Below are 19,231 nucleotides of genomic sequence, written 5' to 3' on the forward strand. Positions count from 1 at the left end.
CGCCGCCCCGAGGAGCGGCGCAGGGGAATTAACTGAACAGAGAGTAGAAAATAGCGGAGATAGCGATCAGGCCCATAATCACAACGAAGACGTTGCTGATATGGCCGCTGTATTTACGCATTGCCGGTACTTTCTGAATTGCATACATCGGCATCAGGAACAGAATCATCGCGATGATTGGGCCACCCAGGGTTTCAATCATACCGAGGATACTTGGGTTCAGCGTCGCCACAATCCAGGTGGTTACCAGCATAAACAGCGCAGTGATTTTGTTCAGTTTGTTGATTTCGATGGTTTTGCCTTTGCCGCGCAGAGACTTAATCACCATACCGTTGAAACCTTCACGTGCGCCCAGGTAGTGGCCGAGGAAGGATTTGGTGATAGCGATAATCGCGATGATCGGTGCCATCCAGGCAATGATCGGCGCGTTAAAGTGGTTTGCCAGGTAAGACAGGATAGAGATGTTCTGCTCTTTCGCTGCAGCCAGATCCGCTGGGGTCAGGCTAAATACGCAGCTGAAGACGAAGAACATAACGGTCAGCACCATCATGATGTGAGCGAATGCCAGAATCTTAGAGCATTTCTTCTCAGCTTCATCACCGTATTCTTCACGCTTCGCCACGGCGAAGGAGGAGATGATTGGTGAGTGGTTGAAGGAGAACACCATTACCGGAATTGCCAGCCACAGGGTCAACAGCAGTCCGTTGCCGGTGGTTGCTGCAGAGTCAAAGGACAGGGTTTCCAGAACGGCACCGCTCCACTGAGGGATCAGGTACAGCGCCAGCAGCATCAGGGCGGCAACAAACGGGAATACCAGGATGCTCATCGCCTTCACGATCATCTGCTCACCGAAACGCACGATGGTCATCATGCCGACAATCAGGATCAGAGACAGGATTGCGCGCGGCGGCGGCGTAATTGCCAGCTGGTGGGTCAGGAAGCTTTCGACGGTGTTGGTGATTGCTACGCTGTAGACCAACAGAATTGGGTAGATAGCGAAGAAGTAGAGCAGGGTAATCAGTTTACCTGCGCCTACACCAAAGTGTTCTTCTACAACTTCAGTAATGTCTTCACCCGGATTTTTACCGGACAGCACGAAGCGAGTCAGGCCGCGGTGTGCAAAGAAGGTCATTGGGAAAGCAAGGATCGCCATGATGATCAGCGGAATCATACCGCCTACGCCTGCGTTAATCGGCAGGAACAATACACCCGCGCCAATCGCCGTGCCGTAAAGGCCCAGCATCCACATGGTGTCTGTCTTGCGCCATGCGCTGCGGGTCTGGCCCGTAACGATAGTGCTGGTTTGAGTGTTTTCCATCTATTTCTCCTGGAGGAAGCTTAAAAAGTCGGGTTTGGGGTCAATCCAATGAGAAAATACCCGACTGTAAATCGAAATTCGTTGAGCGATTTTTTATATAATTTTTCGCCGTAATAATTTGCGGGCGGAAAGATACATTTTAGTAATGAATGTATCAGTGATCGCGATCCCAAATGCAATAATCCACCTTTTATGTGGATAAATTTGGACCATTAATCTGTTAAAAAATAGTCAAAGCGAATTTACGGGCGCGAAGGCTAACATTAACGACATATATCATGAAAGCGAAGGCGCGAAGATACGAGTGTTACGCTGTAAAAACTGTTGTTTTTAGAGGATTTTGGCGAATAATAATAATTTCCTAAGATAAATCACGGTTGGGTTTTAAAGGTAATCGTTTGCGCAGCGCGTTATTTTTAATGAAACATCATCGGTATTTATATGATCGTCTGAGCTATGTGACTGGTATCACTAAAAAAAGCCGGGAGGCTGATGCGCCAAACCCGGCTTTGATATGGACAAAACTGTCACCGCGATAGCGTCTGCTGGCGGCTGTTGGAGGTTAGGCGCAAATCTCGTAGCAAGGGATATACGCGGAGCCAGGTAACTTCATACGATGCTGTGCAACAAAGCCCTGCAGGAGATCGTCCATGCGGCGCATCATTTCGCGGTCACCGTGGATTTTGTACGGGCCAAACTCTTCGATGGCGCGGATCCCGACTTCCTTCACGTTACCGGCTACAATCCCCGAGAACGCACGGCGCAGGTCTGCCGCCAGTACTTCCACGGGTTGATCCGGGTACAGCTTCAGGTTAGCCATGTTTTCATGGGACGGCTCGAACGGCATCTGCAAATCAGGTGCAATACGAATCGACCAGTTAAAGCTGTAGGCATCACCGGTGTCACGGCGGTTCTCTTTCACCAGCGGCATCGCTTTTTTCATCAGACGAGCCACTTCTGCTGCATCGTCTATGATAATGCGATAGTGGCGACGCGCATCTTCCCCCAGTGTGTGCACGATAAATTCGTCCAGCACGCGGAAGTAATCGGCGCTCTCTTTTGGTCCAGTCAGGATCAGCGGTAAAACCTGATCTTTGTTGGCTGGGTTCATCAGGATCCCCAGCAGATACAGCAGCTCTTCTGCTGTCCCTACGCCGCCTGGGAAGATGATTATACCGTGGGCGATACGCACGAACGCTTCCAGACGTTTTTCAATGTCCGGCATGATTATCAGTTCGTTAACCAGCGGGTTAGGCGGCTCAGCGGCAATGATTGACGGTTCGGTCATACCGATAAAGCGGCTGTCTTTGTATCGTTGCTGGGCGTGACCGACCGCAGCGCCTTTCATTGGCGCTTCCATCGCCCCCGGACCACAGCCGGTACAGATGTTCAGTTCGCGCAGGCCCAACTGGGTACCAACGCGACGGGCGTACAGGTACTCGTTTTCGTTGATTGAGTGACCCCCCCAGCAGACGACCATGTTCGGCGCTTCACCCACGTGTAGCGCCCGGGCATTGCGCAGGATCGAGAATACCAGGTTGGTAATATGCACCGAGCTTTCGAGATCCAGATGCTGAAAGCGACCGGCGTTATGGATCTGGCCATTGACGAACAGAATGTCGCGCAGCACAGCAAACAGGTTGGCCTGCAGTGCGCGAATAATGCGTCCATCAACAAACGCATCTTCAGGCGGGTTGATCAGTTCCAGCTTTACGCCCCGTTCGCGGCGCAGCACGTTAATGTCGAAACTTTCAAAGCGTGACAGCAGCTCTTTGCTGTTGTCGGTCAAACTGCCGGAGTTCAGAACGGCAAGCGAACAGTTACGAAACAGTTGATACAGGTCGCTGCTGGCCGTGCGTTTAAGCATATCGACTTCCAGCTGCGACAACATGTCCATTGAGCCAAGCGGGCTAATATGTGTAATCAAGTAAACTCCTTATGGGACGCAACACGTCATTCCCTGTTGATTACAATAGCCCTGGCTTATGACCTTTCACAACCTTGCGCGCGGAATCCGGCACGCAAAATTGAGAAAAAAGATTACTGACGTACCAGACGCCCCGTTGCTGGGGTGAAATCTGTGTTGGTGCGCCATGGGTTAATGTCCAGGCCGCCACGTCGCGTGTAGCGCGCGTAAACGCTCAGTTTCTCCGGTTGGCAGAAGCGCAGAATGTCATTGAAAATGCGTTCCACGCACTGCTCGTGAAACTCATTATGGTGACGGAAGGAGACCAAATAACGCAGCAGCTTCTCGCGATCGATTTTTCGTCCGCGATACTGAATCTGTATGGAGCCCCAGTCCGGCTGGTGGGTGATCAAGCAGTTAGACTTCAGCAGATGGCTGACCAGCGTCTCTTCCACCGCTTTTTCACCGCCAACGGCATTTTCCAGATACTCTGTGCTGAACTGGTAGTTATCGATGACGATATCCTGATTGTCGATACAGGTGCCGTTAAAGTGGGCTATCGGTTGTCCTTCCAGTTCGTCAAGACGGTACAGCGCTACGCTGACATCACCCTGAGCACAAGCGCGCAGATCGTTTTCCAGCGTCTGGCGTACCGCATCCCAGGAATCAAAACGCGTCTGGTTAAAACTGTTCAGGTAAAGCTTAAAGCTTTTCGATTCGATCAGATTTACGCTGGTATAATCCAGTTCTACATGACCGACCGCTACCTGCGGTAAACCGTTGGCATTCAGCCATGACAGTTCATATAGCGTCCAGATATCGGCACCGTGAAAAGGCAGATTATCGGCCTGTAAATCCAGCGGGTCGCGGTTCAGGCTGCGTGGAACGCCCTGCAGCAGGCTGGCATCGTAATTGTCACGGTAATCTGTTGATTTACCGAGAGTCAGGCCGTCAAGCGCCTGATGATTTTCATAAGAGGACATGTTTCACCGTCATAAACCAGATACACTATGCGACAAGTGTATCCTGGCTTTTGTGAAGAGAGAAATCAGTGGACGAATTGACAGCGCAGGCGTTGACAGCCTTTACGACACGTTATTGCGACGCATGGTACGAAAAAAACAACAGCTGGCCCCTCAGCGAAGAGCTGTATGGCGTACCTTCTCCGTGCATCATTTCTTCCACAGACGATGCGGTATTCTGGCAACCTCAGCCTTTTGTAGGCGAAAAAAACCTCAATGCGGTTGAACGCGCCTTTGATATCGTGATACAACCAGCCGTTCACGCTTTTTACACCACCCAGTTTGCCGGGGACATGCACGCGCAGTTTGCGGATGAAAAGCTAACGCTGCTGCAAACCTGGAGCGAAGACGACTTTAGGCGCGTTCAGGAAAACCTGATTGGTCACCTGGTTACGCAAAAGCGCCTCAAGCTGTCGCCTACGCTTTTTATTGCCACCCAGGACAATGAGCTTGACGTCATTTCGGTGTGCAATCTCTCCGGTGAAGTGTGCAAGGAAACGCTGGGAACCCGTAAACGAACGGTGCTGGCGGACTCACTTGCGGAATTTCTCACTCAGCTTAAGCCAGTTCTGTAATCCAGATTGCCCTGAACCTTGTGAGAGATCTCTTACAAACCCTGTAGGACATTGCCAGGTGATAAGTAAAGACTTAATGAACGGATAAAATAATTATTCCTTATTATTCATGAAGTTAATGTTTTATTGTCAACTTTCATACGAAAATAATCTTAAGGGAGTGTCTGTAAGCATCTTGTAAGACAAGGCGAAACAGGCGATTCTATATCTGTCGACAAGGAGTCGCACAACGAAGAGAACATCAGGATGATGGCTCTTCGGCAGGACACACCAGGACGGTGTTACAAGGACAGGCTTCAGGATGAAGCGAAGCGGAAAGCGCTGGATGCGTTAAGGGACACCTCCAGGATGGAGAATGAGAGCCGGTCAGGATGTTCGGCGGGTCAGGATGGCCAGGACACTTCAGGATGAAGTTTTCACATCGGGGTGATGTGAGCAGGATGCACGAGTTCAGGATGAACAAGGTCGCAAGACCACAGGAAAAGTTGTCACGGATGAGCAGGGAGCACTAAAAGTAGCTGGAACGCTGCGAAACGAACCGGGAGCACTGTTTTTACAGTGCTCCCTTTTTTTATTTCCCTTCACTAGTGCTATTCTTCGCGCCAGATTTTTCATCATTGAGGTTAATTTCATGACGACTCATGACCGTGTGCGCCAGCAGTTACACGCGCTTGAAGCGCTACTGCGTGAACATAATCACTGGCGGTTGGATGAGCCTGCAGAGCATCTGTTTACCAGCACGCAGCCTTTTTGTATGGATACCATGGAGCCGGTTGAGTGGCTGCAATGGGTATTGATTCCCCGCATGCATACGCTGATTGATAACGCTCAGCCGCTTCCGCAGGCTTTTGCCGTCGCACCGTATTACGAAATGGCGTTGGCAGCCGATCACCCGCAACGCGAAATTCTGCTGACTGCATTGCAGGAGTTGGATGCACTGTTTAAAAGTGATAACGCCTGATGCTGGAGATTCTGTATCAGGACGAATGGCTGGTCGCAGTTAATAAACCTTCGGGCTGGTTGGTTCACCGCAGTTGGCTCGACCGGGATGAGAAAGTGGTGGTGATGCAAACGGTACGCGACCAAATTGGTCAGCACGTTTTTACCGCCCACCGACTCGACAGACCGACTTCCGGGGTACTGCTGATGGGGCTGTCCAGCGAAGCCGGGCGGCTGCTGTCACAGCAATTTGAACATCATCAAATTCAGAAACGCTATCATGCGATTGTGCGTGGCTGGCTGATGGATGATGCCGTGCTGGATTACCCGCTGGTCGAAGAACTGGATAAGATCGCCGATAAATTTGCCCGTGATGATAAAGGCCCGCAGCCTGCCGTCACCCATTATCGCGGTTTGGCGACGGTTGAGATGCCGGTAGCGACCGGACGTTATCCGACGACCCGTTACGGATTGGTGGAACTGGATCCTAAAACCGGTCGAAAACACCAGCTCAGACGCCATCTGGCGCACTTACGCCATCCGATTATCGGTGACAGTAAGCACGGTGATTTGCGGCAAAACCGCAGCGCCGCTGAGCACTTTGGCTGTCAGCGTTTGATGCTTCATGCCAGCCAGCTTGCGCTGACTCATCCTTTCACCGGCGAACCGCTGGTTATTCGCGCCGGGCTGGATGATGTCTGGATGCAGGCGCTATCACAGTTTGGCTGGCGTGGACTTCTCCCTGAGAATGAAAGGGTTGAGTTCAGCGGGCTGTCAGGTCAGGATGAGCAGATAGATTCTTAAGTCCCAGGAGATTACGGTTATGGCGGAAATTGGAATTTTTGTCGGCACGATGTACGGAAACGCGTTGCTGGTTGCCGAAGAGGCCGAAGCTATTTTGACGGCGCAGGGCCATAAAGCCACGGTGTTCGAAGATCCCGAGCTCAGCGACTGGCAGGCATATCAGGAAAAATATGTGCTGGTGGTGACCTCAACGACCGGGCAGGGCGATCTGCCGGATAGCATCGCGCCGCTGTTTCAGGGGATCAAAGATAATCTCGGTTTCCAGCCAAATCTGCATTACGGGGTAATTGCGCTGGGTGACAGTAGCTATGTTAATTTCTGCAATGGCGGCAAGCAGTTCGATGCACTGTTGCAGGAACAAAGCGCCCAACGTGTAGGGGAAATGCTGCTGATTGACGCCAGCGAGCATCCTGAACCGGAAAGCGAATCCAATCCCTGGGTAGAAAACTGGGGAACCTTGCTTAAATAACCTTGCGCCCGGCAGCGCTTTGTTTGCACGGGCCTGTTACTCTCTTTTGGATCGTAGGCCGGGTAAGGCGTTGCTACCCGGCAACAAAACGCCCACCAAACGCCAATTTCGTGAAGCATCTTCCATTCCCTTAGGCTTATGCCATAAACAACCTCATTCACCTCCCGCAATGTTGTGTTTTTGCACGGTGAGGGTAAGAGGCACTCCTTCATATACTTTTCCCGTCAGTTCCCGAAAAGGCAGCGAGTCAGAATAAAACGGCCCTGAGCTGTACCAAAACTGCCACACACTAACCTCTCATTCTGATCACCCTACAGGTGCTGTACAGAATGAACTGGCGAAAGCCAAGATTCAGGAGTGCAACAATGAGTTCATTAAGTCAGGCGGCGAGCAGCGCGGAAAAACGCACTAACGCTCGCTACTGGATAGTGGTGATGCTGTTTATCGTCACATCCTTCAACTACGGCGATCGCGCCACCTTATCCATCGCCGGCTCGGAGATGGCCAAAGATATTGGTCTGGATGCGGTAGGGATGGGGTATGTATTCTCCGCTTTTTCATGGGCCTATGTTATCGGTCAGATCCCCGGCGGCTGGCTGCTCGACCGCTTCGGTTCAAAACGTGTTTACTTCTGGTCCATTTTTATCTGGTCCATGTTTACCCTGCTGCAGGGCTTCGTCGATATCTTCAGCGGCTTCGGCATTATCGTTGCGCTGTTTACCCTGCGCTTCCTCGTGGGGTTAGCCGAAGCGCCATCCTTCCCTGGCAACAGTCGTATTGTGGCGGCGTGGTTCCCGGCGCAGGAAAGGGGCACGGCGGTCGCTATTTTTAACTCGGCGCAGTACTTTGCCACCGTGATCTTCGCGCCAATCATGGGCTGGTTGACCCACGAAGTGGGCTGGTCGCATGTGTTCTTCTTTATGGGCGGTCTCGGGATTGTTATCAGCTTTATCTGGCTGAAGGTGATTCATGAACCGAACCAGCATCCGGGCGTAAACCAAAAAGAGCTGGACTACATTGCCGAAGGCGGAGCGCTGATCAATATGGATCAGGCGGCAGCCAAAGCCAAAGTGCCGTTCAGCGTGAAGTGGGGGCAGATCAAGCAACTGCTGGGCTCACGGATGATGATCGGTATTTATATCGGCCAATACTGCATAAACGCGCTGACCTACTTCTTTATCACCTGGTTCCCGGTTTATCTGGTACAGGCACGCGGTATGTCGATTTTGAAAGCTGGTTTTGTTGCCTCGGTCCCGGCCATTTGCGGATTTGCAGGCGGCGTGCTCGGCGGCATTATTTCCGACTGGCTGATGCGCCGTACCGGTTCGCTGAATATCGCCCGTAAAACGCCAATCGTACTGGGTATGCTGTTGTCGATGGTGATGGTGTTCTGTAACTACGTCAACGTGGAGTGGATGATCATCGGCTTTATGGCGCTGGCCTTCTTCGGCAAAGGTATCGGTGCGTTGGGATGGGCGGTGATGGCCGATACTGCGCCAAAAGAGATCAGCGGTTTGAGCGGCGGTCTGTTCAATATGTTTGGCAACATCTCCGGTATCGTTACGCCAATTGCTATCGGCTACATCGTAGGTACCACTGGCTCGTTTAACGGTGCGTTGATTTACGTCGGGGTGCATGCGCTGATTGCTGTAGTGAGCTATCTGGTGCTGGTGGGTGATATTAAACGTATCGAACTGAAACCTGTCGCAGGGCAATGATGATGACAACACAATCGAGTCCCATTATTACCGATATGAAGGTCATCCCGGTGGCCGGTCATGACAGCATGCTGCTCAATATTGGCGGGGCGCATAACGCATACTTTACCCGCAATATCGTCGTGCTCACCGATAACGCCGGAAATACCGGCGTCGGTGAAGCGCCGGGCGGTGAAGTGATTTATCAGACGCTGGTGGACGCGATTCCACAAGTGTTGGGTCAGGAAGTCGCGCGCCTGAATAAGGTGGTTCAGCAGGTGCATAAAGGCAACCAGGCCGCTGATTTTGACACCTTTGGCAAAGGTGCCTGGACCTTTGAACTGCGGGTTAATGCGGTGGCCGCGCTGGAAGCCGCACTGCTCGACCTGCTGGGCAAGGCGCTGAACGTGCCGGTCTGCGAACTGTTAGGGCCTGGCAAGCAGCGCGATGCGGTCACCGTGCTCGGCTATCTGTTCTACGTGGGAGATCGTAGCAAAACCGATCTGCCGTATCTCGATAGCACGCCGGGCAACCATGAGTGGTATCACCTGCGTCACCAGCAGGCGATGAACAGTGAGGCGGTGGTACGTCTGGCTCAGGCTTCGCAGGATCGCTACGGCTTTAAAGATTTCAAACTCAAAGGCGGTGTGCTGCCTGGCGAGCAGGAAATCGACACCGCTCGCGCGTTGAAACAATGCTTCCCGGATGCGCGTATTACGGTCGATCCTAACGGTGCCTGGCTGCTGGATGAAGCTATCTCCTTGTGTAAAGGGCTGAACGATGTTCTGACTTACGCCGAAGATCCGTGCGGCGCAGAACAGGGCTTTTCTGGCCGCGAAGTGATGGCCGAGTTCCGCCGTGCAACCGGTCTGCCGGTAGCAACGAATATGATAGCCACCAACTGGCGTGAGATGGGCCATGCGGTGATGCTCAACTCGGTAGATATTCCACTGGCCGATCCGCACTTCTGGACCCTTTCCGGCGCGGTGCGTGTGGCACAGCTATGCGATGACTGGGGACTGACCTGGGGCTGCCACTCTAACAATCATTTTGATATTTCCCTGGCGATGTTCACCCACGTCGGTGCCGCTGCGCCGGGCAACCCAACGGCGATCGACACCCACTGGATCTGGCAGGAGGGCGATTGCCGCCTGACCAAAAATCCGCTGGAGATTAAACACGGAAAAATTGCGGTACCCGACGCGCCCGGCCTGGGCGTGGAACTGGACTGGGATCAGGTACAGAAAGCGCATGAAGCCTATAAGGCGCTGCCCGGCGGCGCGCGTAATGACGCAGGCCCGATGCAGTATCTGATCCCTGGATGGACTTTTGACCGTAAACGTCCCGTTTTCGGCCGCCACTAATTTTGAATAAGGACTTAATTATGAGCGCACAATTTACTACCCCAGTCGTAACCGCGATGCAGGTGATCCCGGTTGCGGGCCATGACAGCATGCTGATGAATCTGAGCGGCGCACATGCTCCGTTCTTCACGCGTAATATTGTGATTATCAAAGATAACTCCGGTCATACCGGCGTGGGTGAGATTCCCGGCGGCGAAAAAATTCGTCAGACCCTGGAAGATGCCATTCCGCTGGTGGTGGGCAAAACGTTAGGTGAATACAAAAACGTACTGAATGCGGTCCGCAATACCTTTGCCGAGCGTGATGCCGGTGGCCGTGGTTTGCAGACCTTCGATTTACGTACCACTATTCATGTGGTTACCGGGATCGAAGCGGCCATGTTGGATCTGCTGGGTCAGCATCTGGGCGTTAACGTCGCATCTCTGCTGGGCGACGGTCAGCAGCGTAGCGAAGTTGAAATGCTGGGTTACCTGTTCTTCGTCGGTAACCGTAACGCGACGCCGCTGCCGTATCAGAGCCAGCCGGATGAGAAATGCGACTGGTATCGCCTGCGTCATGAAGAGGCGATGACCCCGGATGCGGTGGTACGCCTGGCGGAAGCGGCATATGAGAAATATGGTTTCAACGATTTCAAACTGAAAGGCGGGGTGTTGGCCGGGGAAGAAGAAGCGGAATCTATTGTGGCGCTGGCGAAACGCTTTCCACAGGCACGCGTCACGCTCGATCCCAATGGCGCTTGGTCGCTGAATGAAGCGATTAAAATTGGTAAGTACCTGAAAGGATCGCTGGCTTATGCGGAAGATCCGTGCGGTGCCGAGCAGGGGTTCTCAGGCCGTGAAGTCATGGCGGAATTCCGTCGTGCTACCGGTTTGCCGACCGCCACCAACATGATCGCCACCGACTGGCGTCAGATGGGACATACGCTGTCGTTGCAGTCCGTGGATATCCCGCTGGCGGATCCGCACTTCTGGACTATGCAGGGTTCTGTCCGCGTTGCGCAGATGTGTCATGAGTTTGGGCTGACCTGGGGCTCGCACTCTAACAACCACTTTGATATTTCGCTGGCGATGTTTACTCATGTTGCGGCGGCGGCGCCGGGCAAAATTACCGCTATCGATACCCACTGGATCTGGCAGGAAGGCAATCAACGCCTGACCAAAGAGCCGTTTGAGATCAAAGGCGGCATGGTGCAGGTACCGGCGAAGCCGGGTCTGGGCGTGGAGCTGGATATGGATCAGGTTATGAAAGCTCACGAGCTGTATCAGCAACATGGACTGGGAGCGCGCGATGATGCCATGGGAATGCAGTATCTGATCCCGAACTGGACGTTTGATAATAAGCGTCCGTGCATGGTACGCTAAGCGAACTGGGACCGCTCCCACAAAGGGGCGGTTTTTCTCCTGGTGTATGCTTAACACAGTCAACATGCGTAAGGATGCTTTATGAAAATAGTAATCGCACCGGATTCCTATAAGGAAAGTTTGAGTGCGCTTGAAGTGGCAACGGCTATTGAGCTGGGATTTCGTGAGATCTGGCCTGAGGCGAATTACGTGAAGATCCCGGTCGCGGATGGCGGTGAGGGAACGGTCGAAGCGATGGTTGCCGCAACGCAAGGCCACCTTGTGCATGTTGATGTTACCGGCCCTCTGGGTAAAACGATTCAGGCATTTTATGGTTTATCCGGGGATGAGCGTTCGGCGTTTATCGAAATGGCGGCCGCCAGCGGACTGGAGCAGGTTCCCGCAGGTTTACGCGATCCGCTGAAAACGACCTCCTGGGGAACCGGGGAGCTAATCCGTCATGCGCTGGATGCGGGCGTTGAACATATCATTATCGGGATTGGCGGCAGCGCCACCAATGATGGCGGTGCCGGGATGGTGCAAGCGCTGGGAGCAAAATTACTGGATGCGCAAAATAACGATATTGCTCATGGCGGGACTGGCCTTGAATCACTCGCCCGGATTGATATTTCTCAGCTAGACCCGCGTCTTGCCGCGTGCCGTATTGAAGTGGCCTGCGATGTGACTAATCCGTTGACCGGTGAAGAGGGGGCCTCTGCGGTCTTCGGTCCGCAAAAGGGGGCGACGCCGGAGATGATTCTTCGTCTTGATCGGGCGCTCACGCATTATGCGCAACTCATTGCCCGCGATCTGGACGTCAACGTGCTGGAACTGGCGGGTGGTGGCGCGGCTGGTGGTATGGGGGCGGCACTGTATGCGTTTTGCGGTGCGCAGTTACGCTGCGGTATTGAGGTCGTGACGGATGCGTTACACCTCGACGACTGCGTTGCGGATGCGGATTTAGTGGTTACGGGTGAAGGACGTATCGACAGCCAGACCATTCACGGTAAGGTTCCGGTTGGCGTGGCGAAGGTGGCAAAGCGTTACAACAAACCGGTTATCGGCATTGCTGGCAGCCTGACGGCTGATGTCGGTGTTGTACATGAGCATGGGCTGGATGCGGTTTTTAGCGTTATCTATACCGTTTGCACACTGGATGAGGCGCTGAAGAACGCGAGTGAGAACGTGCGAATGACGGCGCGAAACGTGGCCGCGACCCTGAAAGCGGGTCAGCAATTACGTTGAATGATGTGGCATGAAAGCCGGATAAGACGCGTGAGCGTCGTCATCCGGCAATCAGATCTTTACCCTAACAACTTCTTCGCTTCGCGCGCAACGTTATCCATTTCATCCAGAAGCTCTAAAAACTCAGGCTCCAGCTCTTCTTCTTTGCTCCCGCTACGTAATTGCTGCTCAATCAGCTGACACAGGTTTTTCATGCGGGGAACGCCGCTATAACCGCAACTGCCATGCAGTTTATGGATCATATCCACCAGTCCTTCAGGGTTTTCACCTACCAGCTGTTCTTCAATTTTGTTACGCACTTCGGGTAGAAAATCGAGCAGCATTTGCAGCATATCCCGCGCCAGATCGTTTTTACCGGCGGCTTGCCTTAACGCCAGTTGCCAGTCGAGTGTGGTATTCGGATTGACGACCGGTTCAACAGCGAGCGCCCTCAGCGATGAGCTCGCGCCGGGTTTGTAGCGTAACAGCAGATTATGCAGCTTATCTTCTTCGATAGGCTTCGCCAGGTAATCGTTCATCCCGGCGCTGAGCAGCTTCTCTTTTTGCCCGGCCATGGCATGCGCGGTGACCGCAATGACCGGCGTCTGTTGTTGATGAGGAAGCTGGTGGATCAGTTCGCAGGCGCGAATACCGTCCATGTCTGGCATCTGAATATCCATCAGGATGAGATCAAACTGCATCTGTTTGGCGCGATCCACTGCCTGATGTCCGCTGTCGCAGAGCACGACGTGCTGCACTTTATCTTCCAGCAGTGCGCCAATCAGCTTGAGGTTCGCCGGGTTGTCGTCCACCGCCATGACGGTCATCGCAATTTTGCTCTCGTCTAACAGTAGCGGAGCCGCGCTGTGGTTCAGTTGACAATACTCTGTCAACGCTGGCAGTAAGCGGGTTGAGGTAAGAGGTTTCAACAGGCACGCCGCCGCGCCGCCCTGCTTTAATTTCTCGGCGTTAATCTGCGCATGGCAAGGCAGAGCCAGTAACAAAAAGTCGGTCATCGCCGCTGCGCTTGCCAGCCGCTCATGCTGCATGGTGAGCGGTTCGCGTAAAGTGACCGGTATGCCAAGCAGCAGAATATCGTAGTGATCCTTCGGCAGCCCGGAGAATGAAGGGCTGTAAATCACCTCCAGCGGCGTTTCACTCAAGATATCTAACGTGCATTGCGCCGCTGTGGCGTTAGGTTCAACGTAGGCCAGCCGCTTTCCGGCCAGACAGTGCGTGGTTGAGCGATCCACGAGAACGTTAGGGTTGAGATCGAGGCTGATATGGAACCAGAACGTGGAGCCCCGGTTCGGCTGGCTGTGGAAGGAGATATCCCCGCCCATTTCATTGACCAGCTTTTGCGTAATGACCAGACCCAGTCCGGTCCCGCCGTGGCGGCGGGAAATACTGGCATCGGCCTGGCGGAAGGCCTGGAACAGGCGTGATTGATCGCGCTCAGGGATGCCAATTCCGGTATCGCGGATTTGCACTTCAATTTGCACTTTCGTGTTACTGAGGGCGCGTTTCTCGACCAGAATGTCGATATTGCCGCCTTCGGTAAATTTGATGGCATTGCCAACCAGATTAGTGATTACCTGCTGTAAGCGCAGCGGGTCCCCGATGACGTTGTCCGGCACGTCATTCTTAATATTTAGCGTCAGCTCAAGCCCTTTATCATGGGATGAGTGCGCTAACAGCGTGACGACGTCATCCAGCGTGCTACGCAGCGGGAATGGGATGCTTTCCAGAATCAGTTTGCCCGCCTCAAGTTTGGAGAAGTCGAGCACATCATTGATGATGGCCAACAGATTGTTGGCCGAGCGTTCAATCGTATTCAGGTGATCGCGCTGCGTCGTGTTGAGCTCGGTTTTTAGCGTCAGGCGGGTGAAGCCAATCACGCCATTCAGCGGCGTACGCAGCTCATGCGACATGTTAGCCAGAAACTCAGACTTAATACGCGCCGCTTCCTGGGCGCGTTTCTTCGCCAGATCCAGTTCGACGTTCTGGATTTCCATCTGCTCCAACGTTTCGCGCAGGTCAGAGGTGGCCTGGTCGATGTTGTGCTGCATCTCTTCATGGTAGGCCGCAAGTGACATCGCCATCGAGTTGATGCCATTTTTGAGCATATCCAGCTCGCCCAACATGAAACCTTCGACGCGGCTGTCGAGCTGGCCTCTACGTATTCGGTCAACGGTATTCACCATATTGCGAATCGGGCCAGTCACGTCGCGCATCAGACGCCAGCCAAAAATTAACGCAATACCGATACAAAACAGCATCATTACGCTGGAGATAAAGATCTCTTTATACTGCTGCAATCTTACTGACTTAAGGTCCAGTTCAAGCGCCACATACCCCAGCATATTTTCCGTATTTTTGGCGTCGCTGACGGCAGATTCATCCGGCGAATAGCTTTCCGATATAATTGGCGTTCGCAGGATCATGATATCCCCGAGCCGGGTGACGCTCAGCTTTCGGGGAAATGGTGAACCGGTTGCCAGCTGCATTTCAGACGGATCGAGATGAAAATTGGATGTGACAAACAGCCGGTTATTCTCGTCATAGACAGAAATTGCCCGCACGATATCGGAATGGCGACGATGCAGCACGCTGATAAGTTGGCCGATGGATTCTCTGTTTTGCAGATTCATGCCATATTCGCTGGAGACCGCGAGTGGCTCAATGATGCTGGCGCCAGCATCTTCCAGTTGACGCTGCAAGTCGTTATAGCGATGCACAACAAAAAAGATACTGAGCAGCAAACCAATCAGGACGGTCGGGGCCAGGATCAGAATCATCATGCGTGCGCGCAGGCTGTAGTTGGTCATGGAGTTCCGTTATGGGACAATTAAGGTCACACTGTTAAATAGAGATATATCTCGTCGATGGCGCAATTCTACTCTGCAAAACGACGCGTGACGACGCGTCAGATCATAACCGTTACCGTCAATGACCTTGATCCTTTCGGCCAGGGCGTTGCTCGCCATAACGGAAAGGCGTTGTTTATACCGGAATTGCTACCTCAGGAAAGCGCCGAGGTGGTGATTACCGAAGATAAAAAACAGTTCGCCCGCGCGCAAGTAAAACGACGTTTAAACGACAGTCCGCAGCGTGAAGTGCCACGTTGCCCGCATTTTGGCGTGTGCGGCGGCTGCCAGCAGCAGCATGCCAGCATCTCGTTGCAGCAGCGTAGCAAAAGCGCGGCGTTGTCGCGTTTAATGAAATGTGAAGTGTCGGATGTTATAGCTGATACCCCGTGGGGCTATCGTCGTCGCGCCAGGTTGAGCCTGAACTATCGGCCAAAAGAACAAAAATTGCAGATGGGGTTTCGCAAATCCGCATCCAGCGACATTATCGATGTTAAACAATGCCCTATTTTGGTGCCCCAGCTTGAAGCGCTCTTGCCCCACATCCGGGCGTGTCTGGAAAGTCTGCAAGGGTTACGCCATCTTGGTCATGTCGAGTTGGTGCAGGCGGGGAGCGGAACCCTGATGATTTTGCGCCACACGGCGCCATTAAGTGCTCAGGATAAAGAAAAACTGGAATGCTTTTCGCATTCTCAGGGGCTGTCTTTGTTTCTGGCCCCGCAAAGCGAGATACTGGAATCAATATCAGAAGAGTCGCCCTGGTATGACTCAAATGGACTACGGTTAACCTTCAGCCCGCGTGATTTTATTCAGGTCAATGAAGGGGTAAACCAACAAATGGTGGCCCGTGCGCTCGAATGGCTTGATGTGCAACCTGAAGATCGCGTACTCGATCTGTTCTGTGGAATGGGTAATTTTACCCTGCCGTTGGCAACCCGGGCTGCAAACGTGGTGGGGGTGGAAGGGGTACCGGCGCTGGTGGAAAAAGGCCGGGAAAACGCGCTGAATAACGGATTACACAATGTGACATTCTTTCATGAAAACCTTGAGGAAGATGTTACCCGGCAGCCGTGGGCGAAAAACGGATTCGACAAAGTATTGCTCGATCCTGCGCGTGCGGGGGCTGCAGGTGTGATGCAACATATTATAAAATTAGAACCTATACGCGTTGTTTATGTATCCTGTAACCCGGCAACGCTGGCTCGTGACAGCGACGCTTTGCTCAACGCGGGATATGCCATACGGCGACTGGCGATGCTTGATATGTTCCCGCACACTGGACACCTGGAATCAATGGTCCTGTTTGAGCGTATGTAATAAATTTTGTACCCATTGGATTTCGGGTGGTAATGCAGCGTGAAAGACAATGGGTATGGCTTGTCGACTTCGACAGGCCAGGCCCCTTAAGGAGAGGACAATGGTTGCGGTAAGAAGTGCACATATAAATAAAGCTGGTGAGTTTGATCCAAAGAAATGGATCGCGAGTCTGGGGATCTCCAGCCAGCAGTCGTGTGAACGCTTAGCCGAAACCTGGGCGTACTGCCAGCAGCAGACACAGGGGCATCCGGATGCGGATCTGCTGCTGTGGCGTGGCGTGGAGATGGTAGAAATACTCTCCATGTTGAGCATGGATATCGACACGCTGCGCGCAGCAATGCTGTTCCCTCTGGCAGATGCCAACGTGGTCAGTGAAGACATCCTGCGCGAGAGCGTGGGCAAATCCATTGTTCATCTTATCCACGGCGTGCGGGATATGGCGGCAATACGCCAGCTTAAGGCCACTCATACCGATTCAGTCTCTTCCGAACAGGTCGATAACGTTCGCCGCATGCTGCTGGCTATGGTGGATGATTTCCGCTGTGTGGTCATCAAGCTGGCGGAGCGGATTGCACATCTGCGTGAAGTGAAGGACGCTCCAGAAGATGAACGCGTTCTGGCGGCAAAAGAGTGCACCAATATCTATGCGCCGCTGGCCAACCGTTTGGGTATCGGGCAATTAAAATGGGAACTGGAAGATTACTGCTTCCGTTACCTGCACCCGGCTGAATACAAACGTATTGCCAAGCTGCTGCACGAACGTCGCATCGATCGCGAGCATTACATTGATGAGTTCGTCGGTCATTTGCGCTCAGAGATGAAAACGGAAGGCGTCAAAGCCGAAGTGTACGGACGTCCGAAGCACATCTACAGCATCTGGCGCAAAATGCAGAAAAAGCAGCTGGCCTTCGATGAACTTTTCGACGTGCGCGCGGTGCGTATCGTGGCGGAGCGTTTACAGGACTGCTATGCCGCGCTCGGGATAGTGCATACTCACTATCGCCATCTGCCGGATGAATTCGATGACTATGTTGCTAACCCGAAACCCAACGGCTATCAGTCAATTCATACGGTTGTGCTGGGACCGGGCGGCAAAACCATTGAAATTCAGATCCGTACGAAACAGATGCACGAAGATGCCGAACTGGGCGTTGCGGCACACTGGAAGTACAAAGAGGGCACTGCTTCCGGCGTGGCGCGTTCTGGTCATGAAGATCGTATTGCATGGCTGCGTAAGCTGATCGCCTGGCAGGAAGAGATGGCGGACTCTGGCGAAATGCTGGATGAAGTCCGTAGCCAGGTCTTTGATGACCGAGTGTACGTCTTTACGCCAAAAGGCGACGTTGTGGACTTACCTGCGGGCTCCACACCGCTCGATTTTGCTTATCATATTCACAGTGATGTGGGGCACCGTTGCATTGGCGCGAAAATTGGCGGGCGCATCGTACCGTTTACCTACCAGCTGCAGATGGGCGATCAAATTGAAATTATCACCCAGAAACAGCCCAACCCAAGCCGCGACTGGTTGAACCCTAACCTCGGCTATGTAACCACCAGTCGGGGGCGTTCGAAGATCCACGCCTGGTTCCGTAAACAGGACCGCGACAAAAACATCCTTGCTGGCCGCCAGATCCTCGACGATGAGCTGGCGCATTTAGGCATTAGCCTGAAAGAAGCGGAAAAGCACCTGCTGCCGCGCTACAGCTTCAATGAGCTGGATGAGCTGCTGGCGGCGATTGGTGGGGGGGACATTCGCCTCAACCAGATGGTGAACTTCCTGCAGGCGCAGTTTAATAAGCCAAGCGCAGCCGAACAGGATGCCGCCGCGCTGAAACAGCTTCAGCAGAAAACGCAGGCGCCGCAGAGTCGCCGTAAAGACGACGGTCGCGTGGTGGTGGAAGGGGTGGGTAACCTGATGCACCACATCGCGCGCTGCTGCCAGCCGATTCCAGGCGATGAAATTGTCGGGTTTATCACTCAGGGCCGCGGTATTTCCGTGCACCGGGCGGATTGCGAACAGTTGACCGAGCTGCGCTCCCATGCGCCGGAACGTATTGTTGATGCGGTTTGGGGCGAAAGCTACTCGGCAGGATATTCGCTGGTGGTTCGCGTCCAGGCTAACGATCGCAGCGGCTTATTACGTGATATCACCACGATTCTTGCCAACGAGAAGGTGAACGTGCTGGGGGTTGCCAGCCGGAGTGATACCAAACAGCAACTGGCTACCATCGATATGACCATCGAAATCTATAACCTGCAGGTGCTCGGGCGCGTGCTTGGCAAGCTGAACCAGGTGCCGGATGTGATCGACGCACGTCGTCTGCACGGTAATTAATTATTTTATAGGCCAGATAAGTTTGCATGCCTGGTGAGGCGCGTTCGCGTTGCC

At 53.3% G+C, this 19,231-nt stretch carries 14 protein-coding genes; 10 read left to right on the forward strand and 4 right to left on the reverse strand.

Going from position 1 to position 19,231, the window contains the following annotated elements:
* Window positions 1-28 precede the first annotated feature (28 nt).
* From HV229_RS05140 to queF, 3 genes are all read right to left on the reverse strand, one after another.
* Window positions 29-1,318, reverse strand: coding sequence for an HAAAP family serine/threonine permease (locus HV229_RS05140; RefSeq protein ID WP_016154247.1), 1,290 nt, complete (start codon window positions 1,316-1,318; stop codon window positions 29-31).
* Window positions 1,319-1,880: 562 nt separating this feature from the next.
* Complete coding sequence (ppnN, locus tag HV229_RS05145) at window positions 1,881-3,245, reverse strand: nucleotide 5'-monophosphate nucleosidase PpnN (RefSeq protein WP_003840366.1); 1,365 nt, start codon at window positions 3,243-3,245, stop codon at window positions 1,881-1,883.
* 113 nt (window positions 3,246-3,358) lie between these two features.
* Window positions 3,359-4,207: an NADPH-dependent 7-cyano-7-deazaguanine reductase QueF gene (gene queF / locus HV229_RS05150; RefSeq protein WP_016154246.1), complete on the reverse strand. Its 849-nt coding sequence runs from the start codon at window positions 4,205-4,207 to the stop codon at window positions 3,359-3,361.
* 68 nt (window positions 4,208-4,275) lie between these two features.
* On the opposite strand from queF, the gene syd reads away from it, so the two are divergent.
* From syd to HV229_RS05190, 8 genes are all read left to right on the forward strand, one after another.
* Window positions 4,276-4,821 (forward strand): SecY-interacting protein, encoded by a 546-nt coding sequence (gene syd / locus HV229_RS05155; RefSeq protein WP_016157357.1) that lies wholly within the window; start codon window positions 4,276-4,278, stop codon window positions 4,819-4,821.
* A 631-nt stretch (window positions 4,822-5,452) separates the two neighbouring features.
* Window positions 5,453-5,782 carry a YqcC family protein gene (locus HV229_RS05160; protein ID WP_065554333.1) on the forward strand — a complete coding sequence of 110 codons (330 nt, stop codon included), beginning with the start codon at window positions 5,453-5,455 and terminating at the stop codon, window positions 5,780-5,782.
* Window positions 5,782-6,564 carry a tRNA pseudouridine(65) synthase TruC gene (gene truC / locus HV229_RS05165; RefSeq protein WP_003825671.1) on the forward strand — a complete coding sequence of 261 codons (783 nt, stop codon included), beginning with the start codon at window positions 5,782-5,784 and terminating at the stop codon, window positions 6,562-6,564. Before HV229_RS05160 ends, truC begins: the two co-directional genes overlap by 1 nt.
* 19 nt (window positions 6,565-6,583) lie before the next feature.
* The gene (locus tag HV229_RS05170; protein ID WP_131405302.1) at window positions 6,584-7,033 is read left to right on the forward strand and encodes a flavodoxin; all 450 of its coding nucleotides are present in this window, start codon (window positions 6,584-6,586) and stop codon (window positions 7,031-7,033) included.
* Window positions 7,034-7,398: 365 nt separating this feature from the next.
* On the forward strand, window positions 7,399-8,751 hold the full coding sequence (gene gudP / locus HV229_RS05175) for a galactarate/glucarate/glycerate transporter GudP (RefSeq protein WP_016154241.1): 1,353 nt from the start codon (window positions 7,399-7,401) through the stop codon (window positions 8,749-8,751).
* A gap of 2 nt (window positions 8,752-8,753) precedes the next feature.
* Complete coding sequence (locus HV229_RS05180; protein ID WP_029139643.1) at window positions 8,754-10,094, forward strand: enolase C-terminal domain-like protein; 1,341 nt, start codon at window positions 8,754-8,756, stop codon at window positions 10,092-10,094.
* A 20-nt stretch (window positions 10,095-10,114) separates the two neighbouring features.
* On the forward strand, window positions 10,115-11,455 hold the full coding sequence (gene gudD, locus HV229_RS05185) for a glucarate dehydratase (RefSeq protein ID WP_103284169.1): 1,341 nt from the start codon (window positions 10,115-10,117) through the stop codon (window positions 11,453-11,455).
* Window positions 11,456-11,536: 81 nt separating this feature from the next.
* Window positions 11,537-12,679 carry a glycerate kinase gene (locus HV229_RS05190; RefSeq protein WP_016154238.1) on the forward strand — a complete coding sequence of 381 codons (1,143 nt, stop codon included), beginning with the start codon at window positions 11,537-11,539 and terminating at the stop codon, window positions 12,677-12,679.
* 59 nt (window positions 12,680-12,738) lie between these two features.
* Here HV229_RS05190 and barA read toward each other — a convergent pair whose 3' ends face one another.
* Window positions 12,739-15,486, reverse strand: coding sequence for a two-component sensor histidine kinase BarA (barA, locus tag HV229_RS05195; protein ID WP_047357900.1), 2,748 nt, complete (start codon window positions 15,484-15,486; stop codon window positions 12,739-12,741).
* Between the two features lie 57 nt (window positions 15,487-15,543).
* Here barA and rlmD point away from each other — a divergent pair, with 57 nt between their 5' ends.
* Together rlmD and relA are read left to right on the forward strand one after the other, a co-directional pair.
* Window positions 15,544-16,842, forward strand: a complete 1,299-nt coding sequence (rlmD, locus tag HV229_RS05200; protein WP_065554335.1) for a 23S rRNA (uracil(1939)-C(5))-methyltransferase RlmD — start codon at window positions 15,544-15,546, stop codon at window positions 16,840-16,842.
* Window positions 16,843-16,942: 100 nt separating this feature from the next.
* The gene (gene relA, locus HV229_RS05205) at window positions 16,943-19,177 is read left to right on the forward strand and encodes a GTP diphosphokinase (RefSeq protein WP_016154235.1); all 2,235 of its coding nucleotides are present in this window, start codon (window positions 16,943-16,945) and stop codon (window positions 19,175-19,177) included.
* The last annotated feature ends 54 nt before the right edge of the window (window positions 19,178-19,231 follow it).

Origin of the sequence: Citrobacter sp. RHBSTW-00524 (assembly GCF_013747755.1) — a bacterium.
Classification (GTDB): domain Bacteria; phylum Pseudomonadota; class Gammaproteobacteria; order Enterobacterales; family Enterobacteriaceae; genus Citrobacter; species Citrobacter braakii.

Excerpts from the sequence above, each read along its gene's own strand:
- HV229_RS05190 (WP_016154238.1), top strand. The coding sequence starts at position 11,537 with ATGAAAATAGTAATCGCACCGGATTCCTATAAGGAAAGTTTGAGTGCG.
- gudD (WP_103284169.1), top strand. The coding sequence starts at position 10,115 with ATGAGCGCACAATTTACTACCCCAGTCGTAACCGCGATGCAGGTGATC.
- relA (WP_016154235.1), top strand. The coding sequence starts at position 16,943 with ATGGTTGCGGTAAGAAGTGCACATATAAATAAAGCTGGTGAGTTTGAT.
- gudP (WP_016154241.1), top strand. The coding sequence starts at position 7,399 with ATGAGTTCATTAAGTCAGGCGGCGAGCAGCGCGGAAAAACGCACTAAC.
- HV229_RS05170 (WP_131405302.1), top strand. The coding sequence starts at position 6,584 with ATGGCGGAAATTGGAATTTTTGTCGGCACGATGTACGGAAACGCGTTG.
- queF (WP_016154246.1), bottom strand. The coding sequence starts at position 4,207 with ATGTCCTCTTATGAAAATCATCAGGCGCTTGACGGCCTGACTCTCGGT.
- HV229_RS05180 (WP_029139643.1), top strand. The coding sequence starts at position 8,754 with ATGACAACACAATCGAGTCCCATTATTACCGATATGAAGGTCATCCCG.
- barA (WP_047357900.1), bottom strand. The coding sequence starts at position 15,486 with ATGACCAACTACAGCCTGCGCGCACGCATGATGATTCTGATCCTGGCC.
- HV229_RS05140 (WP_016154247.1), bottom strand. The coding sequence starts at position 1,318 with ATGGAAAACACTCAAACCAGCACTATCGTTACGGGCCAGACCCGCAGC.
- HV229_RS05160 (WP_065554333.1), top strand. The coding sequence starts at position 5,453 with ATGACGACTCATGACCGTGTGCGCCAGCAGTTACACGCGCTTGAAGCG.
- truC (WP_003825671.1), top strand. The coding sequence starts at position 5,782 with ATGCTGGAGATTCTGTATCAGGACGAATGGCTGGTCGCAGTTAATAAA.
- rlmD (WP_065554335.1), top strand. The coding sequence starts at position 15,544 with ATGGCGCAATTCTACTCTGCAAAACGACGCGTGACGACGCGTCAGATC.